General features: G+C 59.0%; 12 protein-coding genes. 9 read left to right on the top strand and 3 right to left on the bottom strand.

The features are described 5' to 3' along the window. Positions 1 to 105 precede the first annotated feature (105 nt). The 8 genes from MQE22_RS06335 to MQE22_RS06300 all read left to right on the top strand — a co-directional run bounded on the left by MQE22_RS06335 (position 106) and on the right by MQE22_RS06300 (position 9,807). The gene (locus MQE22_RS06335) at positions 106 to 1,251 is read left to right on the top strand and encodes an efflux RND transporter periplasmic adaptor subunit (RefSeq protein WP_215871247.1); all 1,146 of its coding nucleotides are present in this window, start codon (positions 106 to 108) and stop codon (positions 1,249 to 1,251) included. Beyond that, complete coding sequence (locus MQE22_RS06330) at positions 1,248 to 4,751, top strand: efflux RND transporter permease subunit (RefSeq protein WP_215871248.1); 3,504 nt, start codon at positions 1,248 to 1,250, stop codon at positions 4,749 to 4,751. The genes MQE22_RS06335 and MQE22_RS06330 overlap by 4 nt, the downstream gene beginning before the upstream one ends. Before the next feature lie 260 nt (positions 4,752 to 5,011). After that, positions 5,012 to 5,680 (top strand): hypothetical protein, encoded by a 669-nt coding sequence (locus MQE22_RS06325; RefSeq protein WP_215871249.1) that lies wholly within the window; start codon positions 5,012 to 5,014, stop codon positions 5,678 to 5,680. A gap of 615 nt (positions 5,681 to 6,295) precedes the next feature. Further along, positions 6,296 to 6,718 carry a hypothetical protein gene (locus MQE22_RS06320; RefSeq protein WP_215871250.1) on the top strand — a complete coding sequence of 141 codons (423 nt, stop codon included), beginning with the start codon at positions 6,296 to 6,298 and terminating at the stop codon, positions 6,716 to 6,718. Between the two features lie 29 nt (positions 6,719 to 6,747). Next, complete coding sequence (locus MQE22_RS06315) at positions 6,748 to 7,353, top strand: tetratricopeptide repeat protein (protein WP_215871251.1); 606 nt, start codon at positions 6,748 to 6,750, stop codon at positions 7,351 to 7,353. Continuing rightward, positions 7,350 to 7,928 carry a tetratricopeptide repeat protein gene (locus tag MQE22_RS06310; RefSeq protein ID WP_215871252.1) on the top strand — a complete coding sequence of 193 codons (579 nt, stop codon included), beginning with the start codon at positions 7,350 to 7,352 and terminating at the stop codon, positions 7,926 to 7,928. Before MQE22_RS06315 ends, MQE22_RS06310 begins: the two co-directional genes overlap by 4 nt. Further along, positions 7,928 to 8,452: a DUF948 domain-containing protein gene (locus tag MQE22_RS06305; RefSeq protein ID WP_226827162.1), complete on the top strand. Its 525-nt coding sequence runs from the start codon at positions 7,928 to 7,930 to the stop codon at positions 8,450 to 8,452. Before MQE22_RS06310 ends, MQE22_RS06305 begins: the two co-directional genes overlap by 1 nt. Positions 8,453 to 8,454: 2 nt before the next feature. Then, entirely contained in the window at positions 8,455 to 9,807 is a 1,353-nt protein-coding gene (locus tag MQE22_RS06300; RefSeq protein ID WP_215871253.1) for a sigma-54 interaction domain-containing protein, read from the top strand. A 5-nt stretch (positions 9,808 to 9,812) separates the two neighbouring features. On the opposite strand, the gene ppk2 is transcribed toward MQE22_RS06300, so the two are convergent. The 3 genes from ppk2 to MQE22_RS06285 all read right to left on the bottom strand — a co-directional run bounded on the left by ppk2 (position 9,813) and on the right by MQE22_RS06285 (position 12,582). Then, complete coding sequence (gene ppk2, locus MQE22_RS06295; RefSeq protein ID WP_255790258.1) at positions 9,813 to 10,574, bottom strand: polyphosphate kinase 2; 762 nt, start codon at positions 10,572 to 10,574, stop codon at positions 9,813 to 9,815. A 480-nt stretch (positions 10,575 to 11,054) separates the two neighbouring features. Further along, entirely contained in the window at positions 11,055 to 11,684 is a 630-nt protein-coding gene (ycaC, locus tag MQE22_RS06290; protein ID WP_215871254.1) for an isochorismate family cysteine hydrolase YcaC, read from the bottom strand. Between the two features lie 31 nt (positions 11,685 to 11,715). Next, entirely contained in the window at positions 11,716 to 12,582 is an 867-nt protein-coding gene (locus tag MQE22_RS06285; RefSeq protein WP_215885786.1) for a pirin family protein, read from the bottom strand. Between the two features lie 97 nt (positions 12,583 to 12,679). Here MQE22_RS06285 and MQE22_RS06280 point away from each other — a divergent pair, with 97 nt between their 5' ends. Continuing rightward, on the top strand, positions 12,680 to 13,570 hold the full coding sequence (locus tag MQE22_RS06280) for a LysR family transcriptional regulator (protein WP_215871222.1): 891 nt from the start codon (positions 12,680 to 12,682) through the stop codon (positions 13,568 to 13,570). Positions 13,571 to 13,681: the final 111 nt, after the last annotated feature.

Below are 13,681 nucleotides of genomic sequence, written 5' to 3'. Positions count from 1 at the left end.
TTTTGCCCACCGTCAAAAATAAATATTTAAAAAACAATTCGTTATGAAATGGCATGAAACATGCTTTAAAGATGTTGACTGCTTACCTTGAGGAACTTTTCAGCCATGTCCGTCCGTATTTCTTCCTTTTGGTGCCTGTTCCCCTGTCTGGCGTTGAGCATGGCTCCGGGTATTGCCTTTGCCGGACCCAGTTTGCTCCGAGTACAGCCCGCCCCCTCCTTGGGCCCCTTGCTCGGCGCCCGCGCCATCCCTGGGCAGGTAGTGGTGTTGCGCGCCCAGACCGGAGGACGGGTCGAGTATGTGGCAGGGCCGGTGGGTTCCCCGGTGCGTTCCGGCGAGGTTGTGGTCGGTCTGGGTACGGAAGCGTTGCGTGCGCAACAAGCACAAGCCGAAGCCGCCTATCAGGCGGCGCAGGTCGCCCTGGGGAATGGCTATTCGCAGTATCAGGTGCAACTCTATAACTACGGTGGTAGCAGCAATCCCTGGAATCCCTTCGCGTGGTTCGGTCAGGGCATGGCGGCGATGATGGGCAACCAGCAGAATCCCTGGGCCAACTATCTTGCTACCCTGGACAACCGTCGCGCCGCAGCCATGCAGGCGCAAACCACCTTGCAGTCTGCCGCCTGGCGCATTCGCGAAATCGAAGCCGAAATTCGCGACGCCTACGGGGTCTCTCCCTTCTATGGGGTGATCCTGCAAAAAGACGTCAATCCCGGAGACGTGGTGCAGCCGGGGCAATCCTTGCTGGTCCTGGGTGGCGCGGGTCCGGCACAGATCCTTGTTGAAGTGCCGACCAGCATGAGTGCTGGACTGCAACTGGGAGACACCCTACAGGTACGTGCGCCCAATGGCGCTGGTGTGGTACGCGCGCAAATCATACAGATTGCCCCGGAGGCGAACGCGCAAACCCACACCCTTGCCGTGAAACTCGCCCTGCCGAGCCATACCGGAATCCGCGCTGGCGACTACGTAACCGTCCGCCTGCCGGCTGCGCAATCCGCGAGCCTCGGGGTGGCGATCCCGCGTTCGGCGCTGCTTCCGGGGCACAGTCTGCCGTCGGTGCTGGTCGATCAGAACGGGGTCACGCAGTTGCGGGTACTGCGTCTGGGGGAACCGCTTGCCAATAACCAAGTCCAGGTACTATCAGGATTGCGTCCGGGTGACGTGATCGTCAACGATCCGCCGGCCGGCGTTGGTTCGGGATACCACCTGCAAACGGCAGGGAGTGCAGCGCCAGGAGCCGATGCATGAGCAGCACAAACTGCAACGGTAATGGTGCCCACGGGGAGTCGAGCCCGTCGGCGAAAAATCTGGGGCTGGCAGGCAACATTGCACGGATTTTTGTCAATTCGCCGCTCGCACCCCTCTTGCTCATCGTGCTCTTGGCCGCTGGTGTACTGGGCCTGATTTCGACCCCGCGGGCGGCCAATCCACAGATTTCCGTGCCCATGGTGGACATCTTTGTGCCCTATCCCGGCCATTCGCCGGCGGAAGTGGCACGCATGGTGACCGATCCCCTGCAGCAGTTGATGAGCGAGCTGCCGGGGGTGCGTCACGTCTACTCGGTATCCAATCAAGGCGAAGCGATGGTGACCGTGCGCTTTGTCGTAGGTAAGCACATGGCTCCCTCGCTGGTTGCGGTCTACAACAAGCTCGCGGCCAACATGAACCGAATTCCTCCGGGGGCCGGCAAGCCTTTGGTGCGCGCCAAGGGCATCAATAGTGTGCCCTTTATGACCTTTACTCTATGGTCGCAGAGTGTGGGTTCGGGCACCCTGAACGAGATTGCCGAAAGTGCACTGAAACGCCTCAAAGAAGTCCCGGATACTGGCGAGAGCTTCATCATCCATGGTGCGACGGATGCCCTGAATATCGACATACAGCCCAGTCGTCTGGCCGCCTATGGGCTTACCCCGCAAGCCGTCGCCAAGGTCGTGGAATCCGCCAACCAGGAACTGCAAAGCGGTAGTGCGGAAGGTAACAACCGTCACTTGGCAATCCTCAGTGGCGGTTTTCTGCGCAGCCCGCAGCAGGTCGAAAATCTGGTGGTCGGGGTCTTTCATGGTGCCCCGGTCTATCTGTCGCAAGTGGCTGCCGTGCGCTATGGGCCGTCCACCGCCCACAGCCTGGTGACCTATACGTCGGGTGCCGGTAGCCGTGGCCCCGCCGTGCAGAATGCGCCGGCGATCACCATTGCCATCGCAAAGACTGCTGGCAGCAACGCGGTTGCGGTGGGCGAGGCCTTGATCGCCAAGGTCCATTCCCTGGAAGGTAGTGTCATTCCTGACGATGTTCGGGTCAGTATCACCCGCAACGATGGCAAGGTGGCCAACGACAAGGTCAATTCCCTGCTCTTCAAGCTCTTCGTTGCTACCGCTGCCGTGACTTTGTTGATTTTTCTGACCCTCGGCTGGCGGGCCGCTGCCGTTGTGGTCATTACCATCCCGCTGATCCTGCTGATTACGGTCTTCGCCGCCTGGATCGTTGGCATCACCATCAACCGCGTCAGCCTCTTCGGACTGATCTTCTCGATCGGTATTCTGGTCGATGACTCTATCGTTATTGTCGAAAATGTCTACCGCCGCTGGTTGCTAGAGAACAGTACCTCTACGGACACCCTGATCGACGCGGTACGCGAAGTGGGTAATCCGACTACGTTGGCGACCTTCACGGTGATTGCGGCCCTGCTGCCCATGGGTTTTGTGGGCGGCATGATGGGTCCGTACATGGCCCCCATCCCGGTATTGGGATCGGTGGCCATGCTGTCCTCCCTCTTCATTGCCTTTGCCCTGGGGCCGTGGCTGATTCTGCGCTTCAAGCCCAGTCTGCGGGTACTGGAGAAGATGCATCACCGCGAGGCCAAGCAGGCAGCGTGGCTACGTAAGTTCTTTGCCCAGACCCTGATTCCCCTGGTACGCCGCAAGCTGTATGGGCGGCTCTTTCTGGGTGGCATCGTCCTCGCTTTCTTTGGCAGTCTGGCCTTGTTCTTGGTGGAGTGGGTGCCATTCACCATGCTCCCCCACGGCAATTCGGATGCCTTCAACGTGGTGGTCAATATGCCCGCGGGCACGGCCCTGCCGGAAACCGCCAATGCCACCTATGCCATTCAAGAACGCTTGCAAGGCATGAAAGACATACGTGCGCTGCAAAGCTACGTCGGCACGCCAGAGCCCTATGATTTCAACGGCATGGTCCGCCATTATTACCTGCGCAATCAGCCTTGGCAGGCGATGATCCATGTGCAGTTGGTGAGTGGCGACCAGCGCTCTGCCTCCAGCGCTCACTTGGCGACTGTGGCACGGGAGCGGATCGAGGCAGTTGCCAAGACTTGGGGAGCACACATTCAGGTGGTGCAAACTCCACCGGGCCCACCGGTACTCGCCCCAGTGGTAGCGGAGGTCTATGGACCTTCCAGCGAGATTCGGGATGCCGTTGCCCGGCATCTGGTCACGGTCTTTGAACACAGCAAGAACCTGACCGACGTCAACAGCACCCTGATGGCGCCCCACGATTTGCTCGTTTTCCATGTGGATAGCACCCGGGCCGGGATGGCCGGGATCAGCAACGCGACGGTGAACCAGACCTTGGCGATGGTCATGGGAGGACATTCTCTGGGAGACTTCCATCCGTTTGGCCAGGATCTGGCGGTGCCTATGCGTCTGCAGGCACCGCTCGCCCTGCGCAGCAACGTGCAGAATCTGGCGAGTCTGCCCGTCTCCTCGCCCTATTATGGCTCAGTGCCCCTCTATAGTCTGGGCAATTTTGCGCGCGTCCCTGCCCAAGCCCCCATCTATCAGCAGGATCTGCGCCCCGTGCAATATGTGATGGGGGACACGCAGGGACGCCTGGATGCGCCGCTGTATGGCATGCTGGAAGTGGAAACTGCGCTCAGTCACTATCTCGCGCCGACGGGTAAGGCCCTGGGAATCGACTGGATCAGTCAGCCCAGTGGCAATACCGCCAGCATCAAGTGGGGCGGGGCGTGGACCGTGACCTATGTGACTTTCCGCGACATGGGTGCTGCATTCCTGGTCGCTCTGGTGTTGATCTATATGTTGGTGGTCTGGGAATTCGGTAATTTCGTGATTCCCGCCATCATCATGGTGCCCATCCCGCTGACCCTGATCGGTATCCTGCCTGGGCACTGGCTCTTCGGCGCCAGTTTTACCGCTACGTCGATGATCGGCTTCATTGCACTGGCCGGCATCATCGTCCGCAATTCGATCCTGCTGGTGGACTACTCACAGCAGAAGGTCGCCGAAGGCTACCCCGTGCTCGACGCCCTGATCGAGGCCTGCGCTACGCGCACTCGACCGATCGTTATTACCGCCCTGGCGCTGATGCTGGGCTCGGCGGAGATCATCACCTCGCCCATCTTCCGCGGCATGGGAATCTCCCTGCTCTTTGGCGTGATGGTGTCCACCATCCTCACCCTGCTGGTTATCCCCATGGGCTGCGTCAGCGGACGCCGCGCCTTCTGCCCCGCCAGTATTGATTTGAACGATGGCAGTCATGCCGGCCAAGCGTCTTTTCCCATGAGTCGCAGGAAGTGGATCGTGGTCAAGGCGGACGAGATACCACTAACGCAAAGGGAGAACGTTCCGTCTATCGCGCAGCGATCCCCTCGCAAAAAGACTTCGTGGGCAGACCTGGTTGCGCTCATCACTCTGGTGCTGCGCAGCTTTTGGGACGATTTCATCCTGTTTTTGACTTCCTGGCGTCAATTTTTCACGCGCCGATCTGGCAAGTAATCATCCTAAGGAGGATACGCATGATCCATAAATATTCATCCTGCCGCTTGCGCGCACTCTCGTTGGTTGCCGCCGTCGGTTGTCTTGCAAGTGCCAGTGCATGGGCGGCTCCTGTCTTCAGTCAAGGCTGGAACGATTCTGGAAATGCTGTTCCGAGCAACAGTGGTGGTTACTCTGGCGTGATTCCCTGGTCCTCTGCACCACAAATGCAGCCTCAACCTCCGTCTGCATGGAGAGAGGGATCTAGTTCAGGAACCAAGATGGGCCAGCTAGGCAATGGCTATGAGGCTATGCAAATGCCGGTGCAGGCCCAAGCTGTGGCGTATGTTCCGCCGCCGCCCGGCCCGTATCCTGTTTCACCCCGTGAATTGAGCGAAGGCGCGATTGGCAATCTGCGTATGGAGCCGACACCCGCCTATGCTGGCGCTCCTGGCCCTGGACCCTATCCTCCCAGGATGGCACCCAGTTATGGAGCGCAGGGCGCACCCATGGGTCGCGGGTATACACCCGCATCGCCCTATCCCCTGCCACCGCAATGGGCCGGCCCGCAGTCCTATGGTCCGCCACCCGAGGCATACGGACCGCCACCGCGGGGACCCTATCCGCCGCTACCGGAGATGAACGGACCCGCACCCTACCCGGCGCAGATGCCACCCGCTTATGGCCCCATGCGTCCAGCCCCCTACCCCATGCCGCCGCAAGAGGCCGGCCCGCAGTCCTATGGTCCACCGCCCGAGGCATACGGACCGCCACCGCGGGGTCCCTACCCGCCGCTACCCGAGATGAACGGACCCGCACCCTACCCCGCGCCTATGGCCCCTGGTTATGGCCCCACTCCGCGAGCGCCCTACCCCATGCCGCCGCAATGGGCGGAACCGCGGTCCTATGGGCCAGCAGACTGGATGGCTGGCCCTTGGGGGTCCAGGTAGTCCTACCGCAACGGAACGGGTAACAGCCGTTCCGAATATCAAGAGGTGAATCGTTATGACAAAGACAAAACTGATCGTAGCAGTCGCTGGCGCCGTAACTTTTAGTCTTCCCTTGAGCGCCCTAGCGTGGGGACCTTGGGGGGGGAGCATGCCCTGGTCGGGGGGCAATTCCTGGTCACGCTGGGCCCCGTGGGAGAGTAGCGCTTACAGCTCTCCCTGGAATGGTTACGCCGGGCCTTGGAGCGGGTATGGCGGGCCGGGCAATGGAAGCTTCGGCCCCTGGAGTATGGGCGGTTTCAGTATGCGCTTTCCGCATTTTGGGCCCATGAATTTCCGGGACGCTCCTTGGGGAGCCTATGACAGGCCTTGGGCCGGATCGGGCGGAATGCCCTGGGGTGGCGGTATGCCATGGTCCGGCTGGGGCGGAGGCGGCGGCTCACCTTGGTCCAGTTGGGGAGGCAGTTCGCCCTGGTCTGCTTGGAGTAGCCCGTGGGGTGGATCGCCATGGGGTGGTTCTCCCTGGGGCGGGAGTCCCTGGTCAGGCTGGAGCAGTCCCATGTCGCCCTGGGGCCCGATGTCACCTATGGGTTGGTGGTAAGCGGAGGAGAGATATTAATGTCCAGTAAGAAAGCATATCAGTCGATCGCTCGCCTCAGCATCGCCGCGGCACTGTGCATGATCAGTAGTTCCGCGTTTGCCTGGGGACCTTGGGGGGGTTGGGGCCCGTGGGGCGACAGCGCCGGCCCTTTTTCCGGTTTTGGCGGCCCATTCACCGGAAGCATGGGTCCATGGAGCATGGGCAGCATGCGAATCCAGCGGCCATATGGCGGACCCATGCGCTTCAGTACCGGCACCTATGAGGCCTACAACGGTCCCTATCAGGGCTATTACGGCGGTGCAGGTTACCAAGGAGGAGGATATCCACCAGAAAACGCCTACTACGGCTATCCGGACGAGGGGGCGCGGTGGAATTCGTCCGCATCAGCCCCGCCTGTTCCGAGGGACGTGCCGCCCCCTCCCGGACCTTTCCTGCCATGAAAATAGCAAAGGGCGAGGAGTGCTGATTTATGCGATCTTTTATTGCGCGTTTGATTTTTCTCGTGATCCTGGTGGTCATCGTCTTATTCGGGATCGTTGCCATCCAGCATCCGGACACCTGGCAGAAGGACTGGTTGACCGTACGAGCCTTTTTCCTGCGGCATTGGCAAGACCTTCAGGGGCAGAAGCAACCTCGGCACAGTCCGCCGCCAAAGGTGGAGCCGGCACGGCAGCATGCACCAATGTCCACGACACCACCGCCAGTAATGCCAACCCAACCGGCCGCGCCCGAGACCGTATCGCCAACTCCTCGCAGACAAGCGCAACTCAACGAGCGACAACTAACGCTGCTCATGGCCGCAAGACGAGCATTCTGGTTGGGTGATTACCCAGTTGCCATTGGCGACTATCGTGCACTGATCAACGCCGATCCTGAGCAAGCTGCACTATACGGCGAGCTGGGCAACGTCCTCTGGCACGCCGGTCAGCGCAATGCCGCAGCGACGGCCTATGCCCACGCCGGACGTCTGTTACTTATCCAGGGAAACTACCGTGAGGCAGCAGCGCTCATTCCTATCCTGATGCGCCTTGATCCGGAAGCCGCCGCAAATCTGCAGGAGGAGCTCGCTCGATGATATCTCGACAAAGTTTACCGGGGCACAGAATGCCGGCGACTCTACTGGTCCGCATTACCCTGCTGCTCAGTGTCACGATTGGCGCCTCCGCAGCCACCGCACTGGCTGCAGAGTCTGCAAAACCCGCCGCCAAAAAACCAGACACACAGACCTCTACAACGACACGTCCAGCCCACCCAGCAAAGAAATCCGAAGTGCCGAAAAAAGCGGAGACATCCTCAAAGACAGCCCTGGCCAAGACGTCTCCCCAAGGTCAGAAAGACACGGTGGACAAGCTGGTGGAGCAGGCTCGCGCCGCTTACTGGCATGGTGACATTCCCGCTGCGATTGCAGGCTATCAGAAGCTGATCAAAAAACATCCGCAGCCGCGCTGGTATGGCGAACTGGGCAATATCTATCTACAAGTTGGCCGTCCACGCGAGGCCGCCCAAAATTACTATCATGCTGCCCGTGCCCTGATGGCCGCTGGCCGCCTGTTGGAAGCCGGGGCATTGCTTCCCACGCTCCAACGTCTCGATCCCCCGCTCGCGGCAAAACTGTTGGCAAGTGAATCCCCACACAAGGAGACCCATTGATGGCGCAGGAATCCCAAACGCCCACATCGGAACACCATAACCTGGCTGGCCTTTCTGACCGGCAGTTACGCATGATCGTATTTGCGGGCTTAACCGCATTCCTGGTGTTGGCGGCATATGAGTTTTATCTGGCCGTGGCCATGAGTCGAGACCTGCGGGAAATGACCAAACAGGTGCAGGCCTTGAGCCCCAACGTGCAGCGCAATATGGACAGTATGGCGCAAAATATGCGGCAGATGACGGCATCAACTAATTACATGGCGCAAGCCACCGGGCAGATGCAGGCGGATTTCTGGAGTCTGAACAAGAATGTTTCTCCTCCTTTCTCCTTCTTTGCCGGCATGGTGCCTTGGGCTAAGCAGCGCAGTCCGTACTCCGGACCTGACCGTCCTTTGCCATTGCCGCCGCAAGCAGACTATCCTGCCCCGTATGGACCGCCGCAAACTTCTTATCCAGATTCCTATGGCCGAGTCGCTCCCTACGGATATGAGATGAGCCGCCCCGGTCCCATGCAGGAGAGGTGATCATGACCGACCTCGATAGTAAAGCACTGGAAATTGTCTGCACCGTCATGCCACAAATTCTGGAGAGCATGACTTTTGGCATGATGGTTGCCGATCCGCAGGGTAAACTTCTGTATCACAACCCCATGGCCGACCGTTTTCTGGGTATCCACTCCGCGGCACAGCTACGCGACATACCGAACCTGCAGCTGCAAAAAGAGATTGTGCGCGCGGCAATTTCTGCGGGGCATGAGGATGCCGTGAGTCGCCCAACCGAAAATTGCATCAGTTGGGATCGTGTCGTTACCGTCGACAATGAAACCCGGATCCTGGCCATCCGGACTCGCATGGTGCGTCAGCGCGACCAGAAATACCGGGTCTTTTTCATTGAAGATGTCACCACCCTACGTCAGGCGGAACGCAGCTTGTCGGGGGAGGCACGAGCCGGAATCCACAGTAAGGATCCGCAGATGTTGCGGGCGATCGAACTGATCGAGCAGGTAGCGCCCAGCGATGCCAGCGTCCTGATTCAGGGCGAGTCCGGGACCGGCAAGGGGATGCTTGCGCGTCTGCTTCACGATACCAGTCAGCGTGCGCATAAGGCATTGGTAGAGGTGAACTGTGCCGCCATTCCGGAGAATCTCTGGGAGGCAGAGTTTTTCGGGGCGGTAAAGGGTGCCTACACGGGTGCCGTTGGCGATCGCATTGGACGCTTCGCCGCAGCGGATGGCGGAACCCTGTTCCTTGATGAAATCAGCGAATTGTCCAAGCCGCATCAGGCCAAGTTGCTCAAGGTGCTGGAGGAACAGGCCTTTGAGCCGATCGGCTCGATGAAGACGCGCAAGGTCGATGTGCGGGTGGTGGCAGCCACCAACCAGGGCCTAAAAGATGCGGTCGAGCGGGGCGACTTTCGCGCCGACCTGTTCTACCGCCTCAATGTGATCCCGGTGAATGTTCCCCCTTTGCGCGAAAGGCGTTCCGATATCATCCATTTGGCGGATTACTTCCTGGCCAAATTCGGCGGTCGGGAGACACGCAAGATCGGTTCGGAGGTCAAACATCTCTTGCTGGATTATCCCTGGCCCGGCAATGTGCGCGAGCTGCGCAACATCATGGAATACGCCAGTATCTGCGCCAACGGAAGCGAGATCGAGTTGGCGGATCTTCCCCAGGATTTTGTCGAGCGGGTGCAAAAGCGCTCCTCCACCGCCGCAGGCAGCGAGCAAAACGGCGACGAAGAAAAGGATCTGCTCATCAACCTGCTGCAAAAGCACGGCAACAACCGGAGTGCGGTAGCCCGCGAGCTGGGCATCGACCGGGTCACGCTGTGGCGACGCATGACCCGACTGGGACTCAGCAACGTCAGTGAGGTCTAGTTCATTCAGGTTGAATCGCCGGATTCGGCGATCTTTTCGTCCGCGACAAAGGGATTGAGATCCTGAGGACAAGTTTCGCCGTACATCACATGGGCGCGACTCACGATGAGATTATCGACTCGACCGATCGTCTCCAACTCTTTGTTCTCATAGGGAACGGTGTGCAGCAAATGGCGCATGGCGTTGAGGCGCGCACGATTTTTGTCGTCGGACTTGACCACAGTCCACGGAGCATAAGCCGTATCGGTATGAAAGAACATGGTCTCTTTGGCGCGCGTATAATCTTCCCAGCGATCCAGGGAGGCCAGATCCATGGGCGACAGTTTCCATTGCTTCAGGGGATGATGACGACGCTCTTCAAAACGGCGACGTTGCTCCTCCCGTGTGACGGAAAACCAGAACTTCACCAGATAGATGCCACTGTAGACTAGGTGGCGCTCAAACTCCGGAGCCTGCCGCATGAATTCCTGATACTCCTGCTCGTTGCAAAAGCCCATAACCCGTTCAACACCGGCGCGGTTGTACCAGGAGCGGTCGAGAAAGACCATCTCGCCCGCTGTGGGGAGCTGTTCGACATAACGCTGAAAGTACCACTGCCCCTTTTCTCTTTCCGAGGGCTTTTCCAGGGCCACCACGCGAGCACCGCGCGGATTCAGATGCTCCATGAAACGTTTGATGGTCCCGCCTTTACCGGCGGCATCGCGTCCCTCGAAGACGATAACCAGGCGTTGCCCGGTGTTTTTGATCCAAGCCTGCAGCTTGAGCAATTCGACCTGTCAACCCAAAGCTGAAATATCCTCTTTTCTCCCAGACTGAAATGTCCCCTTTCTCATGCCTGTCGTGGTGTCAGACGGCGGCGGAGGGTGAAGAAATGGCGCCTCGTCTCCACGGATGGTCGGGTGCGGGTTTATAGGTTTTGCGGTGGATCTGGATGGTCTTGGCTTGCTCGACGGTGGCATGGATGCTCTTCTCGTCGTCTACGGGACGGGGATGGGCGGCTCGCCTTCGTTGAGGATGCGATAAGGCAGGGCCTTCCCTAGGTAAAGCAAGGTCACCGTGCCATCGAAGGCCTCACAGACAGTGATCTGTGCCTCTTATGTCTTGGAGCCAGTCCGTGAGGATAGGTACCTTTCGGCTGATCACCTGAGCTAGGCAAGCAAGATTACGTGACCCTTAGGACTTGATCCTGTGTCTCAGATTAGTCGCCTGCCAGGGAAGGGGATGCATGCATCCTCTTCCCTGGAGAATCAGCCCTTGACCTGTGTCGTGGTGGTATAGCTGTTGATCAGGTTGCGGTAATCAGGGATGTGGTTGGCAAACAGTGCCCCCAGCCCGGCAACGTCGTTGCGCCAGTCGCGGTGCAGTTCGCAGGCCACCCCGAACCAGGTCATCAGCTGCGCACCAGCGGCCGACATACGATCCCAGGCGGAATACCGGGTTACCTCGTTAAAGGTGCCAGAGGCGTCAGTGACGACAAAAACTTCGTAGCCCTCTTCAAGCGCCGACAGTGTTGGAAAGGCCACGCAGACTTCGGTGACGATGCCGGCGACGATCAGTTGCTTCTTGCCGGTAGCCTTGACCGCCTTGACGAAATCCTCGTTGTCCCAAGCATTGATCTGGCCGGGCCGGGCGATGTATGGCGCATCCGGGAAGGTCTCTTTCAACTCCGTCATCAACGGACCATTGGGGCCATTCTCGAAGCTGGTGGTCAGAACGGTCGGCAGATTGAAGTACTTGGCCAGATCCGCTAGAGCCAGCACATTGTTGCGAAACTTGTCGGGATCGATATCGCGGACCAGAGAGGACAGGCCGGCCTGGTGATCGACCAGCAGGACAGCAGCGTTGTTCTTGTCCAGTTTGACGTAGGGATTACTCATGGTTTCTCCTTCGGATGGTGGGCGGTGAGGTTCAGTGTCCGATCTGCCCAAAGCGGCCACTGTTGAAATCGTTGATCGCCTGCGCAATTTCTTCCCGAGTGTTCATCACGAAGGGACCGTGGCCGACAATGGGTTCGTTCAAAGGAGCGCCATTGAGCAGCAGCAAGGTGGTGTCTTCCTCGGCATCAAAGACCATCTGGCTGCCGGTGCGCTCCATCACCGCCAGTTCGGCAGTGCGCACCGTGTGTTCCCCACCGATGCGAATAGCACCCCTGAGTACAAATAGCGCGGTGGTATGATTCTCGGGTAGATCGATGGCAACGCGATGGTGGGCGGTCAGGCGCAGATCCCAGACGTTCATGGGGGTGAAGGTGCGCGCCGGGCCTTGCTTACCCTCGTAGTCGCCAGCGATGATACGCACTTTGCCCGAGTTATCCGGCAACGCGACTTCGGGGATCTGGTCGCTTGTGATGCCCTGATAGCCGGGAGCTGCCATCTTGTCGCGGGCAGGCAAGTTGACCCAGAGTTGCACCATCTCGAACGCGCCGCCTTTCGCTGCGAAGTCCGGGCTGTGGTACTCCTCATGGATCAGGCCAGAGGCGGCGGTCATCCACTGCACGTCACCGCGGCCGATGGTGCCACCGCCGCCCGACGAATCATAGTGCGAGACGCCGCCCTCATAGACGATGGTCACAGTCTCAAAACCACGATGAGGATGTTGGCCGACACCGAGCTTGCGCGCGGTTGGTGGAAAATTCGTGGGACCAGCGTAGTCCATCAGCAGGAAGGGGGACATTTCCTCAGCGATGTCGATGTAGGAAAAGATGCTCTTGACCGGGAAACCATCGCCGACCCAGTGGCTGCCGTTGCTGCGCTTGATGAATGCCAGTTGTTTCATGACTGCTCTCCTATGAGTCGATAGCGTCATCATAGAAAGTAGCCGTTTCGCGCACTAGATGCTTAAATGCAAAAAAACTTTCTATTGGATTGGAAAAATGGATTTCAACCAAGTCGCTGCTTTCATCAAGGTAGTACAAGCGGGCAGCTTCAGTGCCGCGGCCCGCCTGCTCGGCTTGCCGACCTCAACGGTCAGCAACCGCGTCGCCATGCTCGAAAAGCGCTTAGGGGTCACGCTCTTGCAGCGGACGACGCGCCGCCTGCACCTGACGGATTCCGGCCAGATCTATTTCGATCACGCGTCAGCCGGGTTACTGCACATACTCGATGCCGAGGCTGCGGTGACCGAGGCTGCCGCAGAGCCTTGCGGTTTGTTGCGAGTCACGGCCCCCGTTGATGTTGGCGACGAGATTCTTTCCTCTATCTTGTGCAAGATGCGTATGCAATGGCCCAAGGTTCAGATCGAACTGATCTTGACGAACCGCTATGCGGATCTCGTAGCCGAAGGGATCGATGTAGCAATTCGCACCGGTCCATTGAAGGATTCGACGCTGGTTGCCAAGAACGTCGGCATTGCGCATTGGGCCGCGTTTGCTAGCCCGGACTATCTTTCCAGCGCGGCCCCTCTCGATTCACCACAGGCGTTGCGGCATCACAGTTGCCTGCAATTCACCCCGCTAGGCAAGGAGAACTGGACGCTCCACGATGCTGCCAGCAGTTTCACCGTACCCATGCTCGGGCAGGTGCTGGCCAACGATATCGGGTTGATTGCCACCATGGCACTGGCGGGCAATGGCTTGGCGCTACTGCCAGTGTATCTCTGCCGACAAGCCTGCGCGGAGGGACGGTTGGTGCGCGTCCTTCCGGAATGGCATGCGAAGGCAGATCCCATTTATATCGTTTATCCGCGGCAACGCTTCATGCCGCCTAGGTTGCGGGCGTTTATCAACATTGCGGTCGAAGATCTACATTCCTGGTTGAAGGGGTAACAATCTCGCATAAGACACTTGTCAGAGAAGTCATTGACGTAACATTTGTCCATAAAGGCGCGAAATGGGCGAAACAGTTCCCTTATCGTGACCTCATCTCATCCGATACAT

The organism is Acidithiobacillus sp. YTS05, from assembly GCF_024396695.1.
GTDB lineage: Bacteria > Pseudomonadota > Gammaproteobacteria > Acidithiobacillales > Acidithiobacillaceae > Igneacidithiobacillus > Igneacidithiobacillus copahuensis.
Note: the sequence above shows the minus strand (reverse complement) of the source record. Positions and strands in the feature narration are given on the sequence as shown.

Excerpts from the sequence above, each read along its gene's own strand:
- MQE22_RS06335 (WP_215871247.1), top strand. The coding sequence starts at position 106 with ATGTCCGTCCGTATTTCTTCCTTTTGGTGCCTGTTCCCCTGTCTGGCG.
- MQE22_RS06330 (WP_215871248.1), top strand. The coding sequence starts at position 1,248 with ATGAGCAGCACAAACTGCAACGGTAATGGTGCCCACGGGGAGTCGAGC.
- MQE22_RS06325 (WP_215871249.1), top strand. The coding sequence starts at position 5,012 with ATGGGCCAGCTAGGCAATGGCTATGAGGCTATGCAAATGCCGGTGCAG.
- MQE22_RS06320 (WP_215871250.1), top strand. The coding sequence starts at position 6,296 with ATGTCCAGTAAGAAAGCATATCAGTCGATCGCTCGCCTCAGCATCGCC.
- MQE22_RS06315 (WP_215871251.1), top strand. The coding sequence starts at position 6,748 with ATGCGATCTTTTATTGCGCGTTTGATTTTTCTCGTGATCCTGGTGGTC.
- MQE22_RS06310 (WP_215871252.1), top strand. The coding sequence starts at position 7,350 with ATGATATCTCGACAAAGTTTACCGGGGCACAGAATGCCGGCGACTCTA.
- MQE22_RS06305 (WP_226827162.1), top strand. The coding sequence starts at position 7,928 with ATGGCGCAGGAATCCCAAACGCCCACATCGGAACACCATAACCTGGCT.
- MQE22_RS06300 (WP_215871253.1), top strand. The coding sequence starts at position 8,455 with ATGACCGACCTCGATAGTAAAGCACTGGAAATTGTCTGCACCGTCATG.
- ycaC (WP_215871254.1), bottom strand. The coding sequence starts at position 11,684 with ATGAGTAATCCCTACGTCAAACTGGACAAGAACAACGCTGCTGTCCTG.
- MQE22_RS06285 (WP_215885786.1), bottom strand. The coding sequence starts at position 12,582 with ATGAAACAACTGGCATTCATCAAGCGCAGCAACGGCAGCCACTGGGTC.
- MQE22_RS06280 (WP_215871222.1), top strand. The coding sequence starts at position 12,680 with ATGGATTTCAACCAAGTCGCTGCTTTCATCAAGGTAGTACAAGCGGGC.